Below are 21,107 nucleotides of genomic sequence, written 5' to 3'. Positions count from 1 at the left end.
AACGTTAGAAATTTAGAGATTAGACTTTTGATTTTGACAATTTTGTGATCGTTTTTAGAAGAGATTTTGCACTTCAAAAACCTCGTTCCTCAACTTTTTTAAGTCAATATTCTAGCTTTTAATTCCCAATAAATTTGTTATTCTCTTGTTTTCAGTAAGTTGTTTTGGTGCTGCGTTAAAGATGATGTTGCCATTTTCGATAACAAGGCAACGTGAAAAATGGTTGAGTGAGTTATCTAAGTAGTGCGATACCATCATTAGCGTGAGATTAAATTCAGTACAGATTTGGTTGACAAGTGCTAGCATTTCAAAACGTAATGCTTGATCTAGCGCGGAAAAAGGCTCGTCTAATAATAATATTGGGCGATGTTGTATAAGGCAGCGTGCTAATGCCACTCGTTGGCGTTGCCCGCCTGATAGTTGTTCGGGATAGCGCTGGTTAAAGCCTTCAAGCCCAACACGAACAAGCATGTCACCAATGGTGGTTTGTTCGGTTTGACTGAGTTTTAATGCAGGTTTTATGCCTAAGGCAATATTTTGTTCAACCGTGAGATGGCTAAAAAGGTTGTTGTGTTGAAATAGCATTGATACTGGGCGTTTGCCCGGTAAGGTTGTGGTGACGTTTTGATGATTTAGGATGATTTGTCCTGAGTTAGGAAAGATAAATCCTGCAATTAAGCTCAGTAAAGTGCTTTTGCCTGCACCACTTGGACCAACAATAATAACCCGCTCTTTAGCGGCAATATTTAACGCAAAGTGCATATTGAAGTTGTCATATTGATATTCAATTTTTTGAAGTTCGATCATAATCCATCACAACCAATAAACTAAAGGATAAAAGTAATAAAATCGCAGCTGTCACTACGCTTTCTTGATAATGATAATGCGATATCTGTTGATATAAATAATAAGGTAAGGTGATAACTGATTGCCCACCAAATAATGCTATTACCCCAAAATCACCCAATGATAATATGGCGGCAAAAGCAAAACTCATTAACATAAGGTTCTTTAACCCCTTGAAATCAACCAAATAAAAATGCATCAACCCATTTATATTGAGAGATTGGCTTAGTTGCCAATAGCGCGCTGTGATGTCATACATTGGCATGGCTAGATTTTTGAGGATGAAAGGCAATGCCATTAATCCATTGCATAACATGATTAATAAACAGATGAAAGCCGTATTGTTACTATAACCAAAAAGTAATAGAAATAATCCTGACGCCAATACCATGCTCGGTATAGCCAAGATAAGTGAAGCAATTAGCATAAGTCGATTACTTAATTGTCGTTGTCGATTTATTAGTAGTCGACTATTTGTCCATAGCAATAATAAGCCTAGTAACATGGCAATCATAGCCGAACCAGTGGCAATAATGATTGAAGAAAGTAAGGCTTGTTGCAACATTGATGTTAGCAATGAAATTCTAAAAAAATAGATGCCTTGAAAGAGTATACAAAACAGCGGTAAGAGTATAAATAACTCCCCTATTACGATAATTATTACACTAATAACTTTTAGCCAATTTACTGTCGGTAATCGATAGTTGGCGTGACTAAATTTGACACTGAGCGTGCTTTGCGTTTTGTTTATTTTTTGCATTAAACCGATAAAAGTCACACAGCAAACCAACTGTAAACACGCAAGTAATGCTGCTTGTAGAAGATCAAAATCCCGCACAGCTTGATATATTGCAACTTCAAGCGTGGTATATTTTGGACCACCACCGAGAGCAAGCACAATGGCAAAACTCGAAAAACAGAGCATAAAAATAAGTGCAGTCATGGGTAGTATTTGTCTACGAAGTAATGGCCATTCGAGTAATTTGAAATACGTGAATGTTGAGAAGTTAAGTTGCGCAGCTAGCTGTTTTTGTTCAATAGGAACGCTGTTTAGTGTTTTGTAAAATAATGCACAAGCATAAGGAAAATTCAAGAATATATGCGCCAATAAAATACCTTGCAATCCATAAATATGAAATGGGAACGGGATATGTAGTAGTTGACAAACATATGCTAGTAAACCTTGTTGGCCATATACTGATAATAATCCTGTCACTACCACCAAGGCAGGCAAAATAAAGGTCATCGGCATCATTTTTATTAATAATCGTTTACCTTTAAAATCAATTAAGGATAGCGCTTTAGCCATTAAAATGGCTGATAAAAGTGAGAGTATTGTCGATAATATAGCTTGATAAAAGGTGATCCAAACAATATGCAGAACGTAGCTATCAAGATAGATCGTAACATTTCCTGATTGTAAGGCAAATCGCCAAATAGCGATAAGTGCCGAGCTTAATACAATGAGTATTAAGCTGGCAGCACTGATTCCTGGTAAAAACGATTTGAATTTTAACATTGGCGATACTGGCCTATTTGCTGATTGCCGTTTGCCATTCACGAATCCATGCTTTTTGATGTTTTTCGATCTCTTCTGGCTTAAATTCTAACGATTTGTTTACTGAATTGATTTGCGCAAAAGCATTAGGTAAATCAGTTTTGATAATTGGATACATTACGTTTTTTTCAGCAAATTGACGTTGCACTTCTGGTGTGAGTAAGTAACGTAAGAATTGGTGAGCTAGGTCAATTTCTTGGCTGTATTTGATGATGCCAGCCACTTCAACTTGGCGATAGTGACCTTCATCAAAAATAGCTGCTTCGTAATGGTGATTGTTTTCATTAATAATATGCGCCACAGGTGAAGTGCTGTAGCTAAGCACAAAATCGGCCTCACCCTTTAAGAACATACCATAAGCTTCGCTCCAACCTTTAGTGACAGTCACAGTGTTTTTAGCAATTTGTTGCCAAGCATCTGCTGCTTTGTCACCATACACTTTTTTCATCCAAAATAGTAAACCAAGTCCTGGTGTGCTGGTTCTTGGATCTTGATAGATGATTTTCCAATCGGCTTGATTATCTACCAGTTCATGTAATGAGTGCGGAGGATTTTTGACTTTGTCTTTGTTGTAGATAAAGGCAAAATAACCAAAATCATAAGGCATAAAACTATCGTCCCACCAGTTGGTATTGAGGTTGTCTGGTTTAGCGATTTGATGTGGAATAAGGATATTTGCTTGTTTTGCTTGTTCTAATAAGTTGTTATCTAGTCCTAAAATAACATCAGCATTAGTTTTGTCACCTTCAAGACGAATACGGTTTAAAACTGATACGCCATCACCTAATGTGACAACTTCAAGCTGGCAGTTACACTGCGCTTCAAACCCTTTTTTAATAGCTTCTCCAGGCCCCCATTGTGACATAAATGAGTTATAGCTATATACCGTTAAGGTGGGTAGTTCGGCGCTAACTAATTGGCTAAATAGTGAAAAAGAAATAATAATAGATAGTAAAAGGTTTTTACGAAACATTTTGCCTCCAAAGTTATAAGTAAAAGACAAAAGGTTTGAGCAGATATATTAACTCAAATCCCTCCGCTGGCATTATCCAGTTCAGGTTCGACGAGTTATGTCAGTCTGACACTCTCAGCCCTTTAGGGCACCCCGTTGAGAACAATAGGTAGTTTAGAGTGGGCGAGTAGAATTGTAAACAGTCGATCTGTTGATAGCGAGATAATTGTGCGATGTAGATATCAGCCGATCAGTGACAATTGTTGCGTTTGTCGGTATGATATGCCCCATTTATTTCTTATCGATTAGGTATAGTGTGAATATTCAACAATTATTAACGCAACGTGTTTCACAAGCAATGATTATGGCCGGTGCCGATAAAAACTGTGACGCTTTAATCAAGCAATCAGCTAAGGTTCAATTTGGTGACTACCAAGCTAATGGCATCATGTCTACCGCTAAAAAATTGGCTATGCCGCCACGAGCATTAGCTGAAAAGGTTTTGCAACATCTGGATATTGATGACATTGCCGATAAAGTGGAAATTGCTGGCCCCGGTTTTATCAATATCTTTTTAAAAGATAGTTGGATTGCCGAACAGAACGAAGTGGCGTTAAGTAACGATAAATTGAATATCACTTTACCCGCCAAACCACAAACTATTGTGGTTGATTATTCTGCGCCGAACGTTGCAAAAGAGATGCACGTTGGCCATTTACGCTCTACCATCATTGGAGATGCGAGTGTACGAGTATTAAGCTTCCTTGGTCATAATGTTGTTCGAGCTAACCATGTTGGCGATTGGGGTACTCAATTTGGAATGTTAATTGCTTATCTTGAAAAAATGCAAAATGAACATGCCAACGATATGGAACTGTCAGATTTAGAATCGTTCTATCGTGCCGCTAAAAAACATTACGATGAAGATGAAGTCTTTGCCGAAAAAGCCCGTAATTATGTGGTTAAACTTCAAGGTGGTGATGAGTATTGCCGCGATATGTGGCGAAAATTAGTTGATATAACCATGACACAAAATATTGCCACCTATAAACGCCTTAATGTGACATTATCGCTTGAAGATACTATGGGTGAAAGCATTTATAACAGCATGCTACCAGGAATTGTTGCCGATCTAAAACAGAAAAAGTTAGCTGTTGAGAGTGACGGTGCAATTGTGGTGTTTTTGGATGAGTATAAAAATAAAGAAGGCGAACCTATGGGCGTTATCATCCAAAAACGTGATGGCGGCTATCTCTATGCAACAACTGATATTGCCTGTGTCAAATATCGTTACGAGACCTTACATGCTGAGCGTATTTTATATTATACCGATTCACGCCAACACCAACATTTAGAACAAGTTTGGGCGATTGTCCATAAAGCGAAATATGTGCCAGAATCATTAAAGCTTGAGCACCATATGTTTGGTATGATGTTAGGTAAAGATGGTAAACCATTTAAGACACGTTCAGGCGATACGGTAAAATTAAATGATCTGCTGGATGAAGCAACAGAGCGTGCAGAGGCGTTAATTAAAAGTAAGAATCCTGATCTTTCAGCTCAAGAATTGGCGCAAGTGGTTGATGCAGTGGCAATTGGCGCTGTGAAATATGCCGATTTATCCAAAAATCGTACTACCGATTATGTTTTTGATTGGGATAATATGTTGTCATTTGAGGGCAATACGGCGCCTTATTTGCAATATGCCTATACTCGCGTGCTTTCTGTATTTAGAAAGTCAAATATTAGTGAAGATAGCTTAAGTGGTAATATCTATCTCGAAACGGATAAAGAACGAGCATTAGCGATACGATTAATTCAATTTGATGAAACGATTTCAAACGTTGCCGCTGAAGGGACGCCACATATACTTTGTGCATATTTGTATGATATTGCGACCTTATTTTCCAGCTTCTATGAGCACTGTCCTATTTTAGCGGCTGAAAATGAGGAGTTGAAACTTAGTCGTTTAAAACTAGCCTCTTTAACCGCGAAAACCCTTAAAACGGGCTTAGATATGCTTGGCATTAAAACCGTTGAGAAGATGTAATATAATACACCACCGATATTATTGAGTATTGGTGGTGTATCTTTATTAGATAAAAGGGTTGAAAAGTTGTTCTTTGAATAAACTTGCTTTAAATCCTTCAATATCATCCTAAGCCCCCCCTCTATCCTTTCATTAAAAAATGAAGTTGCTGCCAATCCCGTTTTTTCAACTATGAAATTCACACATTTATTAGTTTTAATTCAGCATAATTGGCAAAAAAATGAATTTAAAACAAACAAAATATTGAAGTGGTATAGACTCCTCAATTATTTTTACAGGTGATTTTTAATCTCATTTTTGCGACTCTGGTTAGTTATTATTAAATAACTAGTTAGCTAGGTTTAAGTTATCTCATTAAAAAAAGTTGGCTATTTGCGATGAGTTTTATGGCTAAAAATCTCAAAAATAATACTTTAACTATTTCATTTGTTTAAATATTTTTTAAATTAAAGTGCTTGATCTTATTAGTAAAATCATTAGAATTCTCAGCAATTTATTGAAACTTAAAGTTAAATATTCTATGACAAATTGTAATTTTGTAATCCTAAACAATAATGAGTGTAAATTATATTGATCCTCCTATTTGGGGGATTTTTTTTGTCGATTTAAATCTTAATAGTAACTAAATTGTAGAGGCACATTATGACCGATAATAAAACCATGTTATCAACCAGTCGAGATCAAAGCTTAAAAGCATATTTATTGAATAAAATTAAGCAAAACGGTGGTTGGGTTAATTCACATATGCATGCCGATCGTGCTTTTACAATCACTGTTGATAGCTTTGATGTCTATCAAAAACAGACATTAATTGAAAAATGGGATACGCTTGATAAAGTGAAAGCAGCAATGACGGAAGATGATTATTACCGGCATTTTAGCATGGCGGTTGAGCGTATGATTGAACAAGGTGTAACTGCCATGGGGTCGTTTGTCGATATCGACCCGATTGCTGAAGAGCGAGCAATTCGAGGAGCGCTGCGAGCGCGTGAAACCTATAAAAGTGATATTATCATTAAATTAGTCAACCAAACCCTCAAAGGGGTAATTGATAACGAAGCACGTTATTGGTTTGATAAAGGTGCAGATTTAGTCGATATTATTGGTGGTTTGCCTCGTCGTGATGAACGTGACCATGGTGAAGGAATGGGGCTTAAACATTTAGATGTATTAATGCAAACCGGTAAATCATTAGACAAGATGGTGCATGTTCACGTTGATCAATTTAATTCATCTGACGAGATTGAAACTGAACAGCTAACCGATAAAACTATTGAGCATGGAATGCATGGTCGCGTGGTGGCTATTCATAGTATTTCAATTACCGCTCATAGTTTGGAATATCGTCAAAAACTCTACCAAAAAATGAAAGAAGCTAAAATGATGGTAATTGCTTGCCCATTTGCTTGGATCGATAGTCCACGCCGTGAAGAACATGGCCCAACCCGCAATTCATTAACGCCAGTCGATGAACTTGCTGCCGCCGGGATACCTGTAGCAATTGGGACTGATAACGTCAGTGATTATATGTTACCTTTTTCAACCGGTAATATGTGGGAAGAACTTAAATTATTGGTGACTGGCTGTCGTTATACGGATCTAGATAATGTAGTAAATGTTGCAACCAAAAATGGACGAATGGTATTAGGACTGGAAAAATAAATCGTCTTTTATAAATAAAAATCTCACCCAAAATAATAAAAACATGGTGAGATTTTTCGCAAAACTATCTCATTTGCAAAAGCATCTTTCTCTATTTTTAAGTAACCAGTATGCTGGTTATCAAACGATGGGATTTTTCATTATTAACTGTTCGCTAAAACATATATTAATATGCCCGTTTTTTTTTCGATTTAATATTTGGCATCACAACACAACCGTAATTATCCTAAATTAAAATCAATTTTACATTGCAATAATTTTTAAAACTAAACTTTTATCGATCCGATTTTTTCTAACAATGCGACCTATAGCTATGTTTTTATGCTCTGGATAAGAATATGGATAAAAAAAAAGCTAAGCTTTATCAATTATTAACCATTTTTTTTACAGAAATTAATCAGATTTATTCGGTCAACTCATTGACAACAGCCTGTTTTAACGTATCTTAGTTATAAAAATGCACATGGTTTTATGTAAAAAGTAAACATAAGAGGCAAGTATGGATAGGATAAACTCCTTAATAAATGGAATTGCTTCATTAGCAAATAGTAGCCAACTTAATCAATATAGCCTGTCAATTGATCATCTTGATGAACTTACCACTCTCTCAATTTACTCCATTATTGGCAAAGAGTCATTGAATGAACCCTGGCATTACGAAATAACATTCACCAGTACCAATAAACAAATCGATATTAACTCAATACTTAATCAACCCGCCTCACTTACCTTTCATGCACCAAATCCCATAAAACAACTTGTTCACCTCAGTTCATTGACCCCTCTGGCACAAAATAGAACAATATATGGGGTTATTACTGAATTTAGCTTAATATCAGTTAGTAAAGACGAAGCTCGTTATCAAGTCATATTAAATTCACGCTTAGCACTACTAGCCAATGAACATCGATGTGCTATCTATCAAAATAAAAGCGTGACTGATGTTGTCGAAGAGGTTTTACGTTCCCATGGATTTACCGGTATTGGATATCGCTTGGAACTGAAAAATGCCTATCCTGCTCGTGAATTTATTACTCAATGGCAAGAGAGTGACCTTGCTTTTATTCAGCGGATTTTGGCTGATGTTGGGATATGGTTTCGTTTTGAAACACATCAACAACACGCTTGTGATGTCATGGTTATTAGTGATTATGAACAAGGATTTGATAATACCGGGCATTTGCCTTTCAAACCGCCAAGTGGCATGAATGATGTTCAAGAAAACAGTATTTGGAATATCCAATTTAGCAGTAAAACCAAACCACAACAAGTTTCAGTTAATGATTATAATTATCGCACCGCAAAAAGTAATCTAAAATCTCATATCAATACGCAAATTAAGGACACCACTACTTATGGCAATGATTACCGCTATGGTGAACACTATAAGCAAAAAGGGAGTCGAAACGCAATAGAAAGTGGCGATTGGTATGCGCAAATCCGTCATGAATATTACATCAGTGATAAAATCATTATCCGTGGTGAGTGTAATGATTATCAATTAATGCCAGGACAAATAATTACCATTGATGAAAGTCCTATTAGTCATATTCAAAAAGGAATTATAATCCTATCGGCCCAGAGTTATGCAGACCGCAGTGAATCTTACAAAACCCATTTTACCGCGATACCATTTGAAGAATTAAAACCTTATCGCCCTGCTCCTATTGCTTGGCCAAAAGTGAGTGGCACCTTGCCAGCTAGAGTGACCAGTCCAGATAATGATACCTATGGTTATATTGACACCCAAGGACGTTATCGAGTTAAATTCGATTTTGATTTAACCGAATGGAAGAAAGGTGAAGAAAGCTTATGGGTTAGACTCGCTAAACCTTATGCTGGTAATACGTATGGGTTCCACTTCCCGCTTATAGATGGTACGGAAGTAGCGATCGGTTTTACTGCGGGCAATCCAGATAGACCTTACATTGCTCATGCAATGCATGACAGTAGCAATCCTGATCACGTTTCGACCAAAAACAAACACCGTAATGTTATCCGAACACCTGCTAATAATAAGCTGCGCATGGATGATAAGCGTGAGCAAGAACACATTAAATTAGCCACCGAATACGGTAAAACTCAGCTTAACATTGGGCATTTAGTAAATAATAAAAAGCAACGGCGTGGCAAAGGGTTTGAACTAAGAACAGACGAGTTTGGAGCAATAAGAGCCAGTAAAGGTGTCTATCTTACGACAATAAGCCAAGAAAAAGCGACTGGTGAACAGCTTGATATGGAAGGTACCATTAAACAGATTGAAAAATCTATTGATATATCTCAAGCTTTGATCGGTTGCGGCAAAGTGAGTGGCGCTGAACTAGCCGAAATAACCGAACAGCAAGCATTATTCGATGCCAGTAATCAATTACAGGAATCAACCGTTGTTATTCATGGTGAGCAAGGAATTTCGCAAATTTCTCCCAGAAGCATTCAACATGCTGCAAATGAAAATATTATTGCTACCGCAGGTAACAATGCCAGCATCAATATTTTTAAAAAACTCTCTATGGCAGCAGGGGAAATGATATCTCTTTTTGCTCATAAGTTAGGAATAAAACTTATTGCTGCTTCAGGACGAATTCAAATTCAAGCCCAATCCGATGAAATGGAATTAACTGCCCAAAAAAATATGTTTATCACTAGCTGTGCCGGTAAAATTACCATTAACGCCCAAAATGAACTACTGCTGCTTAGTGGTGGCGGCGGAATTCGTATCAAAAATGGCACTATCGAAATGATAGCACCAACCAGCATATTACAAAAAACGGCAGTATTATCTTACACTGGCCCTGAAAGTATAAAAGAAGCGGTACCATCATTTGACAAAGGCAGCCTTGCTCGAAAATTCAAATTACACTTTAATGATTCACCCTCACAGGTGCTAAAAAATCAACCATATCGTATCCACTTTAATGACGGAAGCTCACAAGATGGTATAACCGATGAGAATGGCGAAACAGAGATCATTCCAATGACAGAATTAGAACAGATAAAAATAGAAATATTAAAAAAGGAATAAGTTATGCCTGATTTTGATAGCTTAAAAGGAAACAATATCTCGGCTAGTACTATAGGACTGCCTTCTGAATCGGGAGCCATGCTAACAAGTAATATAGAAGCATCACGCCCACTCCCCTGTATTGTCATATTAATCCATGGCGTAAATGATGTTGGCGAAGCTTTTGAAAATCAAGATAAAATGATTTGCGAAGGTTTAAATCGTCGCTTAGGGCGTAAAGATTTAAAGCCTAACAAGTGGCAATGGGCGCAAACAAGTGCTGATGATTTTTCACCACGAATACAGATGTTGTCAGAATGGCAAGAAATCGGTGGGCAAATAAAACCACCGTTAAAACCGAAAACAGTTAAACATAAAAGTTATTCACCTATTATTCCCTTTACTTGGGGATACAGACCAGTTGATGAAGAGACCTATAAACAAGAACAACTCGACTACTATAAAAGATTGCAGGATAACAATATTAAAGATCCTGAATTACCGTACGATAGCTATTGGATGGATCGTGACTACCACCTAAAAACCGAAAATATAGAGCTTAATAAACTCAATTGCGACAAATTTGGTAACTGGATCGATTACCTGTATCGACGTAATGGAGGGCCTTTTGCCAATGCAACCACCTGCATACCGGATATGTATGGCCCAGGGATGGCGGGTTTTTTAGGCATTGCCGGTGAGGCAGTTACACCAAATGGCGCAAGAAGCTATAAAAATCCACATCGGATCTATTATGTTTTTGCCGCTTATCGTTTAGCGAAGTTAATCAAAAAAATTAGAAAAGATACCGAAAAGCAAGATATTCCAATTAATATAGTTGCCCATAGTCAAGGAACCATTATTACCATGTTAGCCAATTTGATGTTAGCCAATGATAATGAAGAACCACTACCGGCTGATTGCGTGATTTTGGCACACTCCCCCTATGCTTTTGAACCAACCTATGCGGAAATACTCTCCAAAAATCTCGCTATGGGTGTTCAATCACAATATGGGCGTGAGCAGACATTTATTAATTTTGTTGAGCAAATATATAATTTACAGGGTGATCGAAGGCGAAAATTTTTTGATTTTGATAAATTAATTGAAACCGGTGTAATTAATACTGTAGTTGATGATAATGAAGTTTATACCCAAGCTGATGGAACTCAAAAACAGTATGATAGGCTTGGCAAAGATTATGAGCTGTTTTATCGCGATAATTTTGGCAAAGTCTATCAATACTTTAGTCCCAATGATCATGTGGTGTCGTTATGGAATGTTCAGGGTATGGGGTGGCAAGGTATTCCGGATAATATTTTTAAACAGTGTAAACATCAAAACCTTAAACAACGAATTTTTAGTCATGGCCATATTGTTGGTAATAACACTAAAAATAAAAAAGTAGAAATTCCAATGATTCTTATTGAAGTACAAGAAAAAGATTACCCAAGTTATATTAGTGTGACGGATTATCAACAACGGGTTGAAACTGAAGAGTATGAAGGAGAAGAAATTGAATTAACGGTTGTGCTACTTCCCGAACAGTTAACCAAATTAATACAGGAACCTTTATTTAAAGGGCGTGATGGAGTTTTTAGTTATGGTTATTATGTTAGTGAAGGTCAATCAATCTATGTACGTTATATCCCATCTAACGCAGAAATTAAACGTGATTATCCAGAACTTATTTATCAAAACATTAGTTCGGCTCAATTAGAGTCAGATTGTGAAAATTATCAAATAGATAAATATTCAAAGGAATATCCAGAACTACCAATATCTATTTTTAACAATCAAGCATTGAGAGAATGTAATACATTAGCAACCGGTGACATAAGAACTGCACCTTATATATTGACCACCAGATTGATTAATGGTGAACCGGTTCCGGAAACCATGATCTACACAGTAGATAAACCTGGTGGCAAAACAAAGTTAAGCCGAGCTATCCATTATAATGATATTTATAATAGGGATAACCAATTTATTGAAAAATTAGAAATACAATCACGTCCCGAAATCATTGATCGGCCTGATTATATTCCTGAAAAAAAAATAAAGAAATTAGATGAAAACGATACTTCATCGACTTTTATCACTGATGAGCTCCAATTACAAAAATTGCTCGACGAGCATCCTGAATGGGATAGAGGAATTGAGTACGCAAGTTACGTAGTTGGTAAGGAAGATAAAATATTCGTGATGTACCGTAAACCGCAACAAGAAGTTGAGACCGAAGTAGGTAAAAAAGTAGATGAAGAAGAGGATACCAGTTCCCACCATTCGGGAATAACCAATAGTTTGGAAGCACCTGCTAAAATCATGGCTTATGATTTAGCAATTGGCGCGGTTGAAAATATCAGTGCCACACAGCAAACATTATTAAACCGTTGGCGGGTGTTGGCTGACTGGCGCCACCCTGAAAATACCGATCCCGAAACCTTTCAATATGTTCATAAGGGTATACTGCCTAAAGAGATAAAAAGTGCCATGAACTACCCATACAAATTTATGCCAGAAGGTGAAAAATTAGTTGTCAATAATTTTTATCACAGCAAGCCAAATAAGAAAGACAAACACATAGAAGAAGAATTAGAAAAACCTAAATACCAAAAATTAACCAAACCACCTCAATGGATGTTGCCTGATCCTGACTTAAAAGGAGTCACTGATGTTGATTAGTTACTTACTACTGAGTTTACTATTATTTCTATTTACTTTTGTTAAACGTTGGCATCTTTTTTGTTGGTTAAGTTACAGCATTTTTTTACTCTGTTTTTTGGCAATTATTCCTTTACCGGGTGAAGATAAAGTAAAATATACCGCCCCTACCCAAGTTGTATTTCGTTTTGATGACCACCGCTTTATCCAACTTACTGGCTATGGTTGCCGAGGGCGAATGTACTATATTGATGAGCAAAAGCATATCTATTATGAATTAGCTCGGCACTCTGCAGAAGTATTAACCGAACCCTTTGCCCATATACCGGAAGATTATATCTTTGTCCCTTTAAATGACTATTCTGCTATATATTTTTCCCTAGATGGTGGACGCTCTTTCAGTAACATTCATATTGAGACGTATGAGGGTATGGGAAGTTATCAACCTACTTATCATACCGTAGAAAACATTGTGGTTATAAATAATCAATTTTTCTTAAAAGATAAAAATCGAGGTATTTACCGGTCACCCAAACCTTACGGTACGCGTCCGGTCGTAATTTCAGCTACCAGCGAGAAACTTTTTGAAGACAGTATAAGATATATGGGACTTCGCTGGGCGGATCAACCTAAAACTATGCCAGTCATGCCGGCCAATTATTCTGGCTGGCAGCGATGGCAGTGTGATCCTAGTTTAAAACAACCGATAACCGTCTATAACCGTTATGCGCCACTGATTAAATTACAAACCCAACTACGCCAGCTATTAGGCGTTTCAGAGGAGGCAACGCATGTACAAGAAACTAATTAAACTGCTCATCTGTTGCATTATCATTCCTGCTGGTTTATGGGCTTTTATTATCAAGTTTGGGGCAAATTTACCGGAAAAATATGAAGAAATAACGGGGCTGGATATTCCCATGCCAGAACCAAGAGAAGGTTACGAAATTATTTATCCAGATGCTATTAAAACAAGTAATCCTAATTATACAGCTTCGTTTTACTATTTAAGTGAAAAACGTCAGGTTATTTACCGTTTTGATGCAGAGCGTTATTTAGAGCTGCAAGGGGAAAACTGTGAAGGATTGATTTGGTACCATGACCAAGCCAAAGATATTCATACGCGTATCAATAAAGTCTTTTTTACTCACGATAGGCTACCAAAATTTAACTATTACAACCCGGGTAAGGACTATATTGCCATTCCAACCGATGATATGTCTGCGGTGCCGTTTTCAATTGATGGTGGTAAAACTTTTTATGTTGGCAAGGTGACCGATTTCGCAGCTTATCCCAGTGAGCAAGTAGAGCGTTTTATTGGCGTAGATCAGAGCCCATTAACCCTGCAATTTAAGGATGTTGATGAATATATGAGAGGGTTTATTAATACTATTACCGTTTCTGGCAATACTGGCTATTTTATTCTAAAAGATAATGTAGTATTTGGCGATACTGTTTTTTGGCAAATGTTTAGATACACTCAACAAACTTTTCATTCATTAAATGGTGTTATAAACACCAAAACAAATATTAATTTATACCTTGATGGTGAACACCTAGCAGAGGTCCAACTATTTGGGCGATACTGGGAAATTTATTATAAACCCGCTTATATAGAGCGGATAACTAATGCACGCCATATTAAACTGGAACCATATCAAGGTTGGGACAAAATTCGTTGTGAAATTGGCGCTGAAAAATAATTTTAAAATTAACAAAGCGACAAAAGTGGCAGGTTAACAGGTGATGTATTGGCTAGATTAACTGAATTGGACTGCAACAAAATGACAATATTACGTCATTTGCTATAGAAGGAATATTGATTGTTGATTATAAAATTGCTCGATGAGCATCCTGAATGGGATAGAGGAATAGTGTACGCAAGATACGAAGTTGGTGAGAAAGATAAAATATTCGTTGAGTACCGTAAACCGCAACAACAAATTGAGGCCGAAGTGGGTAAAGAAGTAGACGAAAAAGAGGATACCAGTTCTCACCATTCGGGAATAACCAATAGTTTGGAAGCGCCGGCTAAAATCATGGCTTATGATTTAGCAATTGGGGCGATTGAAAATATCAGTGCCACACAGCAAACCTTATTAAACAGTTGGCGGGTGCTGGCTGACTGGCGCCACCCTGAAAATACCGATCCTGAAACTTTTCAATATGTTCATAAGGGTATACTGCCTGAGAAGTTAAAAAAAGCCATGAACTACCCTAGCAAACATATGCCGAAAGATGATGGTATGGTAGTGAATGATTTTTACCACGATGCATTGACCGATCAATCTGTTCAAAAAGTTAAAGAGTTAGAGCTGGCTAAAGAAAAATACCAAAAATTAACCGAAAAACCACAATGGATGTTGCCTGATCCTGACTTAAAAGGAGTTACTGATGTTGATTAGTTACTTACTAATGAGTTTACTATTATTTCTATTTACTTTTGTTAAACGTTGGCATCTTTTTTGTTGGTTAAGTTACAGCGTTTTTTTGCTCTGTTTTTGGGCAATTATTCCTTTACCGGGTGAAGATAAAGTAAAATATACCGCCCCTACCCAAGTTGTATTTCGTTTTGATGACCACCGCTTTATCCAACTTACTGGCTATGGTTGCCGAGGGCGAATGTACTATGTTGATGAGCAAAAGCAGATCTATTATGAATTGGCTCGGCACTCTGCAGAAGTATTAACCGAACCCTTTGCCCATATGCCAGAAGATTATATCTTTGTCCCTTTAAGTGATTATTCTGCTATAGATGTTTCCCTAGATGGCGGACGCTCTTTCCGTACCATTGATATTGAGACGTATGAGGGTATGGGAAGTTATCGACCTACTTATCATACCGTAGAAAACATTGTGGTTATGAATAATCAATTTTTCTTAAAAGATAACAGCCGAGGTATTTACCGTTCACCCAAACCTTACGGTACACGTCCAGTCGTAATTTCAGCTATCAGTGAGAAACTTTTTGAAGACAGTATAAGATATATGGGACTTCGCTGGGCGGATCTACCTAAAACTATGCCGGTCATGCCGGCCAATTATTCTGGCTGGCAGCGATGGCAGTGTGATCCTAGCTTAAAACAACCGATAACCGTCTATAACCGTTATGCGCCGCTGATTAAATTACAAACCCAACTACGCCAGCTATTAGGCGTTTCAGAGGAGGCAACGCATGTACAAGAAACTAATTAAACTGCTGATCTGTTGCATTCTTATTCCTGCTGGTTTGTGGGTTTTTATTATCAAGTTTGGTGCAAATTTACCGGAAAAATATGAAGAAATAACGGGGCTGGATATTCCCATGCCAGAGCCAAGGCAGGGTTACGAAATTATTTACCCTGATGTGATTCGGACTAATGACCGCCATGATACAGGCTCATTTTACTATTTAAGTGAAAAACGTCAGATTATCTATCGTTTTGATGCAGAGCGTTATTTAGAGTTGCAAGGGGAAAACTGTGAAGGCTTGATTTGGTACCACGACCAAGCCCAAAATATCCATACACGTATCAATAAAGTCTTTTTTACCTACGATAAACTACCAAAATTTAACTATTACAACCCGGGTAAGGACTATATTGGCATTCCAACCGATGATATGTCGGCGGTACCGTTTTCAATTGATGGTGGTAAGACTTTTTATATTGGCGATGTAACAGATTTCGCAGCTTATCCCAGTGAGCAAGTTGAGCGTTTTATTGGCGTAGATGATAATCAATTAACCCTGCAATTTAAGGATGTTGATGAATATATGAGAGGGTTTATTAATACTATTAGCGTTTCTGGCAATACCGGCTATTTTATTCTAAAAAATGATGTAGTGTTTGGCGATACTGTCTTTTGGCCAATGTTTAAATATCCTCAACAGACTTTTCATTCATTAAGTGGTGTTATCAACACCAAAGCAAATATTAATTTATACCTTAAAGGTAAAAACATGAAAGGAGTTCAACGATTTGGGCGATATTGGGAAATTTATTATAAACCCGCTTATATAGAGCGGATAATTAATGCGCGCCATATTAAGCTGGAACCATATCAAGGTTGGGACAAAATTCGTTGTGAAATTGGTGCTGAAAAATAATTTTAATATTAACAAACCGACAAAAGTGGCAGGTTAACAGGTGACGGTATGGTAGTGAATCATTTTTACCACGATGCATTGATCGATGAAGCAGTTAAACAAGCTAAAGAGTTAGAGCTGGCTAAAGAAAAATACCAAAAATTAACCGAAAAACCACAATGGGTATTCCCTGATCCTGACTTAAAAGGAGTTACTGATGCTGATTAGTTACTTACTAGTTAGTTTACTATTATTTCTATTTACTTTTGTTAAACGTTGGCATCTTTTTTGTTGGATAAGTTACAGCGTTTTTTTACTCTGTTTTTTGGCAATTATTCCTTTACCGGGTGAAGATAAAATAAAATATACCGCCCCTACCCAAGTTGTATTTCGTTTTGATGACCACCGCTTTATCCAACTTACTGGCTATGGTTGCCAAGGGCGAATGTACTATGTTGATGAGCAAAAGCAGATCTATTACGAATTGGCGCGGCACTCTGCAAAAGTTTTAACCGAACCCTTTGCCCATATGCCGGAAGATTATATCTTTGTCCCTTTAAGTGATTATTCTGCTATAGATGTTTCCCTAGATGGCGGACGCTCTTTCCGTACCATTCATATTGAGACGATTGAGGGTATGGGAAGTTATCGACCTACTTATCATACCGTAGAAAACATTGTGGTTAGGAATAATCAATTTTTCTTAAAAGATAACAGCCGAGGTATTTACCGGTCACCCAAACCTTACGGTACACGTCCGGTCGTAATTTCAGCTACTAGTGAGAAATTTTTTGAAGGCAATACAAGATATATAGGACTTCGCTGGGCGGATCTACCTAAAACTATGCCGGCTATGCCGGCTAATTATTCTGGCTGGCAACGATGGCAGTGTGATCCTAGTTTAAAACAACCGATAACCGTCTATAACCGTTATGCGCCGCTGATTAAATTACAAACCCAACTACGCCAGCTATTAGGCGTTTTAGAGGAGGCAACGCATGTACAAGAAACTAATTAAACTGCTGATCTGTTGCATTCTTATTCCTGCTGGTTTATGGGCTTTTATTATCAAGTTTGGGGCAGATTTACCGGAAAGATATCAAGAAACAACCGGGCTAGATATTCCCATGCCAGAGCCAAGGCAGGGTTACGAAATTATTTACCCTGATGTGATTCGGACTAATGACCGCCATGATACAGGCTCATTTTACTATTTAAGTGAAAAACGTCAGGTTATCTATCGTTTTGATGCAGAGCGTTATTTAGAGCTACAAGGGGAAAACTGTGAAGGATTGATTTGGTACCATGACCAAGCCAAAAATATTCATACGCGCATCAATAAAGTCTTTTTTACCCACGATAAGTTACCAAAATTTAACTATTACAACCCGGGTAAGGACTATATTGCCATTCCAACCGATGATATGTCGGCGGTACCGTTTTCAATCGATGGTGGTAAAACTTTTTATATTGGCAAGGTGACCGATTTTGCAGCTTATCCAAGCGAGCAAGTTGAGCGTTTTATTGGGGTAGATGATAGTCCACTTACTCTTGAGTTTTTAGATTCAGATATTAAAAAAGGCTTAGGTTATTTTAAAAATGAAATTACTATCTCTGGCAATACCGGTTATTTTATCCTAAAAAATGATGTAGTGTTTGGCGATACTGTCTTTTGGCCAATGTTTAAATATCCTCAACAGACTTTTCATTCATTAAGTGGTGTTATCAACACCAAAGCAAATATTAATTTATACCTTAAAGGTAAAAATATGATCGAAATCCAACGATTTGGTTCATATTGGCAAATTTATTATAACCCCGCTTATATAGAGCGCATAACTAATGCACGCCATATTAAACCGGAACCATATCAAGGTTGGGACAAAATTCGTTGTGAAATTGGTGCTGAAAAATAATTTTAAAATTAACAAACCGACAAAAGTGGCAGGTTAACAGGTGATGTATTGGCTAGATTAACTGAATTGGACTGCAACAAAATGACAATATTACGTCATTTGCTATAGAAGGAATATTGATTGTTGATTATAAAATTGCTCGACGAGCATCCTGAATGGGATAGAGGAATAGGATTCGCAAAATACGATGTTATTCAAAAAGATAAAATATTCGTGATGTATCGTAACCCACAACAACAAATTGAGGTCGATATAGGTAAAATAGTCGACGAAGATGAGGATACCAGTTCTCACCATTCGGGAATAACCAATAGTTTGGAAGCACCTGCTAAAATCATGGCTTATGATTTAGCAATTGGCGCGGTTGAAAATATCAGTGCCACACAGCAAACATTATTAAACCGTTGGCGGGTGTTGGCTGACTGGCGCCACCCTGAAAATACCGATCCCGAAAACTTTCAATATGTTCATAAAGGCATCCTGCCTAAAGATTTAAAAAAAGCCATGAACTACCCAAATAAACATATGCCAAAAGATGAAAAATTAGTTGTCAATAATTTTTATCACAGCAAGCCAAATAAGAAAGACAAACACATAGAAGAAGAATTAGAAAAACCTAAATACCAAAAATTAACCGAACCACCTCAATGGATGCTTCCTGATCCTGACTTAAAAGGAGTCACTGATGTTGATTAGTTACTTACTAGTTAGTTTACTATTATTTCTATTTACTTTTGTTAAACGTTGGCATCTTTTTTGTTGGTTAAGTTACAGCGTTTTTTTGCTCTGTTTTTTTGCAATTATTCCTTTACCGGGTGAAGATAAAGTTAAATATACCGCCCCTACCCAAGTTGTATTTCGTTTTGATGACCACCGCTTTATCCAACTTACTGGCTATGGTTGCCAAGGACGAATGTACTATATTGATGAGCAAAAGCAGATCTATTACGAACTGGCTCGGCACTCTGGAGATGTATTAACCGAACCCTTTGCTCATATGCCAGAAGATTATATCTTTGTCCCTTTAAGTGACTATTCGGCTATAGATGTTTCCTTAGATGGCGGACGCTCTTTCAGTACCATTCATATTGAGACGTATGAGGGTATGGGAAGTTATCAACCTACTTATCATACCGTAGAAAACATTGTGGTTATGAATAATCAATTTTTCTTAAAAGATAACAGCCGAGGTATTTACCGTTCACCCAAACCTTACGGTACGCGTCCGGTCGTAATTTCAGCTATCAGCGAGAAACTTTTTGAAGACAGTATAAGATATATGGGACTTCGCTGGGCGGATCAACCTAAAACTATGCCAGTCATGCCGGCCAATTATTCTGGCTGGCAGCGATGGCAGTGTGATCCTAGTTTAAAACAACCGATAACCGTCTATAACCGTTATGCGCCGCTGATTAAATTACAAACCCAACTACGCCAGCTATTCGGCGTTTCAGAGGAGGCAACGCATGTACAAGAAACTAATTAAACTGCTCATCTGTTGCATTATCATTCCTGCTGGTTTATGGGCTTTTATTATCAAGTTTGGGGCAAATTTACCGGAAAGATATGAAAAAATAACGGGGCTAGATATTCCCATGCCAGAGCCAAGGCAAGGTTACGAAATTATTTATCCTGATGCGATTCGGACTAATGACCCCTATGATACAGGCTCGTTTTACTATTTAAGTGAAAAACGTCAGGTTATTTACCGTTTTGATGCAGAGCGTTATTTAGAGCTACAAGGAGAAAACTGTGAAGGCTTGATCTGGTACCATGACCAAGCTAAAAATATTCATACGCGCATCAATAAAGTCTTTTTTACTCACGATAAACTACCAAAATTTAACTATTACAACCCGGGTAAGGACTATATTGGCATTCCAACCGATGATATGTCTGCGGTACCGTTTTCAATCGATGGCGGTAAAACTTTTTATATTGGCGATGTAACGGATTTCGCAGCTTATCCCAGTGAGCAAGTGGAGCGTTTTATTGGCGTAGATGATAGCCCATTAACCCTGCAATTTACCGATGTTAAAAAATCGACAATGGAAGGCTTTATTAATTCTATTACTGTTTCTGGCAATACCGGCTATTTTATTCTAAAAGATAATGTAGTGTTTGGCGATACTGTCTTTTGGTCAATGTTTAAATATCCTCAACAGACTTTTCATTCATTAAGTGGTGTTATCAACACCAAAGCAAATATTAATTTATACCTTAAAGGTAAAAACATGAAAGGAGTTCAACGATTTGGGCGATATTGGGAAATTTATTATAAACCCGCTTATATAGAGCGGATAACTAATGCCCGCCATATTAAACTGGAACCATATCAAGGTTGGGACAAAATTCGTTGTGAAATTGGTGCTGAAAAATAATTTTAATATTA

General features: G+C 37.3%; 18 protein-coding genes and 1 riboswitch. Of the genes, 15 read left to right on the top strand and 3 right to left on the bottom strand.

Annotation, left to right across the window (positions count from 1 at the left end):
- Window positions 1-111: 111 nt before the first annotated feature.
- The 3 genes from thiQ to thiB are packed head-to-tail and all read right to left on the bottom strand — an operon-like array spanning window position 112 to window position 3,377.
- Window positions 112-807, bottom strand: coding sequence for a thiamine ABC transporter ATP-binding protein ThiQ (thiQ, locus tag AC5LXI_RS06645; RefSeq protein ID WP_493444079.1), 696 nt, complete (start codon window positions 805-807; stop codon window positions 112-114).
- Entirely contained in the window at window positions 785-2,407 is a 1,623-nt protein-coding gene (gene thiP, locus AC5LXI_RS06640) for a thiamine/thiamine pyrophosphate ABC transporter permease (RefSeq protein WP_493444078.1), read from the bottom strand. The genes thiQ and thiP overlap by 23 nt, the downstream gene beginning before the upstream one ends.
- On the bottom strand, window positions 2,379-3,377 hold the full coding sequence (gene thiB, locus AC5LXI_RS06635; protein ID WP_493444077.1) for a thiamine ABC transporter substrate binding subunit: 999 nt from the start codon (window positions 3,375-3,377) through the stop codon (window positions 2,379-2,381). The genes thiP and thiB overlap by 29 nt, the downstream gene beginning before the upstream one ends.
- A gap of 40 nt (window positions 3,378-3,417) precedes the next feature.
- Window positions 3,418-3,522: riboswitch (TPP riboswitch) on the bottom strand.
- 150 nt (window positions 3,523-3,672) lie between these two features.
- Between thiB and argS the strand changes: the two genes are divergently transcribed.
- From argS to AC5LXI_RS06560, 15 genes are all read left to right on the top strand, one after another.
- Window positions 3,673-5,406, top strand: coding sequence for an arginine--tRNA ligase (gene argS, locus AC5LXI_RS06630; RefSeq protein ID WP_493444076.1), 1,734 nt, complete (start codon window positions 3,673-3,675; stop codon window positions 5,404-5,406).
- A gap of 642 nt (window positions 5,407-6,048) precedes the next feature.
- A complete protein-coding gene (locus AC5LXI_RS06625) occupies window positions 6,049-7,068 on the top strand; it encodes an amidohydrolase family protein (protein ID WP_493444075.1) in 1,020 nt (339 codons plus the stop codon).
- A gap of 499 nt (window positions 7,069-7,567) precedes the next feature.
- Window positions 7,568-10,090, top strand: coding sequence for a type VI secretion system Vgr family protein (locus tag AC5LXI_RS06620; RefSeq protein WP_493444074.1), 2,523 nt, complete (start codon window positions 7,568-7,570; stop codon window positions 10,088-10,090).
- A gap of 3 nt (window positions 10,091-10,093) precedes the next feature.
- The gene (locus AC5LXI_RS06615; protein ID WP_493444073.1) at window positions 10,094-12,754 is read left to right on the top strand and encodes a T6SS effector phospholipase Tle3 domain-containing protein; all 2,661 of its coding nucleotides are present in this window, start codon (window positions 10,094-10,096) and stop codon (window positions 12,752-12,754) included.
- Window positions 12,744-13,544 (top strand): T6SS immunity protein Tli3 family protein, encoded by an 801-nt coding sequence (locus AC5LXI_RS06610; protein WP_493444072.1) that lies wholly within the window; start codon window positions 12,744-12,746, stop codon window positions 13,542-13,544. The genes AC5LXI_RS06615 and AC5LXI_RS06610 overlap by 11 nt, the downstream gene beginning before the upstream one ends.
- Window positions 13,525-14,436, top strand: coding sequence for a T6SS immunity protein Tli3 family protein (locus AC5LXI_RS06605; RefSeq protein WP_493444071.1), 912 nt, complete (start codon window positions 13,525-13,527; stop codon window positions 14,434-14,436). The genes AC5LXI_RS06610 and AC5LXI_RS06605 overlap by 20 nt, the downstream gene beginning before the upstream one ends.
- Before the next feature lie 120 nt (window positions 14,437-14,556).
- Window positions 14,557-15,138 carry an effector protein Tle3 domain-containing protein gene (locus tag AC5LXI_RS06600; protein ID WP_493444070.1) on the top strand — a complete coding sequence of 194 codons (582 nt, stop codon included), beginning with the start codon at window positions 14,557-14,559 and terminating at the stop codon, window positions 15,136-15,138.
- Window positions 15,128-15,928: a T6SS immunity protein Tli3 family protein gene (locus tag AC5LXI_RS06595; protein WP_493444069.1), complete on the top strand. Its 801-nt coding sequence runs from the start codon at window positions 15,128-15,130 to the stop codon at window positions 15,926-15,928. Before AC5LXI_RS06600 ends, AC5LXI_RS06595 begins: the two co-directional genes overlap by 11 nt.
- Complete coding sequence (locus AC5LXI_RS06590) at window positions 15,909-16,820, top strand: T6SS immunity protein Tli3 family protein (protein ID WP_493444068.1); 912 nt, start codon at window positions 15,909-15,911, stop codon at window positions 16,818-16,820. Before AC5LXI_RS06595 ends, AC5LXI_RS06590 begins: the two co-directional genes overlap by 20 nt.
- Window positions 16,821-16,868: 48 nt before the next feature.
- Window positions 16,869-17,027 (top strand): hypothetical protein, encoded by a 159-nt coding sequence (locus AC5LXI_RS06585; RefSeq protein ID WP_493444067.1) that lies wholly within the window; start codon window positions 16,869-16,871, stop codon window positions 17,025-17,027.
- Window positions 17,017-17,817 (top strand): T6SS immunity protein Tli3 family protein, encoded by an 801-nt coding sequence (locus tag AC5LXI_RS06580; protein WP_493444066.1) that lies wholly within the window; start codon window positions 17,017-17,019, stop codon window positions 17,815-17,817. Before AC5LXI_RS06585 ends, AC5LXI_RS06580 begins: the two co-directional genes overlap by 11 nt.
- Window positions 17,798-18,715 (top strand): T6SS immunity protein Tli3 family protein, encoded by a 918-nt coding sequence (locus AC5LXI_RS06575; RefSeq protein ID WP_493444065.1) that lies wholly within the window; start codon window positions 17,798-17,800, stop codon window positions 18,713-18,715. Before AC5LXI_RS06580 ends, AC5LXI_RS06575 begins: the two co-directional genes overlap by 20 nt.
- A 120-nt stretch (window positions 18,716-18,835) precedes the next feature.
- Window positions 18,836-19,411 carry an effector protein Tle3 domain-containing protein gene (locus AC5LXI_RS06570; protein WP_493444064.1) on the top strand — a complete coding sequence of 192 codons (576 nt, stop codon included), beginning with the start codon at window positions 18,836-18,838 and terminating at the stop codon, window positions 19,409-19,411.
- Window positions 19,401-20,201 carry a T6SS immunity protein Tli3 family protein gene (locus tag AC5LXI_RS06565; RefSeq protein ID WP_493444063.1) on the top strand — a complete coding sequence of 267 codons (801 nt, stop codon included), beginning with the start codon at window positions 19,401-19,403 and terminating at the stop codon, window positions 20,199-20,201. The genes AC5LXI_RS06570 and AC5LXI_RS06565 overlap by 11 nt, the downstream gene beginning before the upstream one ends.
- A complete protein-coding gene (locus tag AC5LXI_RS06560; protein WP_493444062.1) occupies window positions 20,182-21,096 on the top strand; it encodes a T6SS immunity protein Tli3 family protein in 915 nt (304 codons plus the stop codon). Before AC5LXI_RS06565 ends, AC5LXI_RS06560 begins: the two co-directional genes overlap by 20 nt.
- The last annotated feature ends 11 nt before the right edge of the window (window positions 21,097-21,107 follow it).

Source organism: Gilliamella sp. LMG 34361 (genome assembly GCF_984569075.1).
The sequence above is the reverse complement of the archived record's forward strand: the minus strand, read 5'-3'. Positions and strand labels throughout refer to the sequence as shown.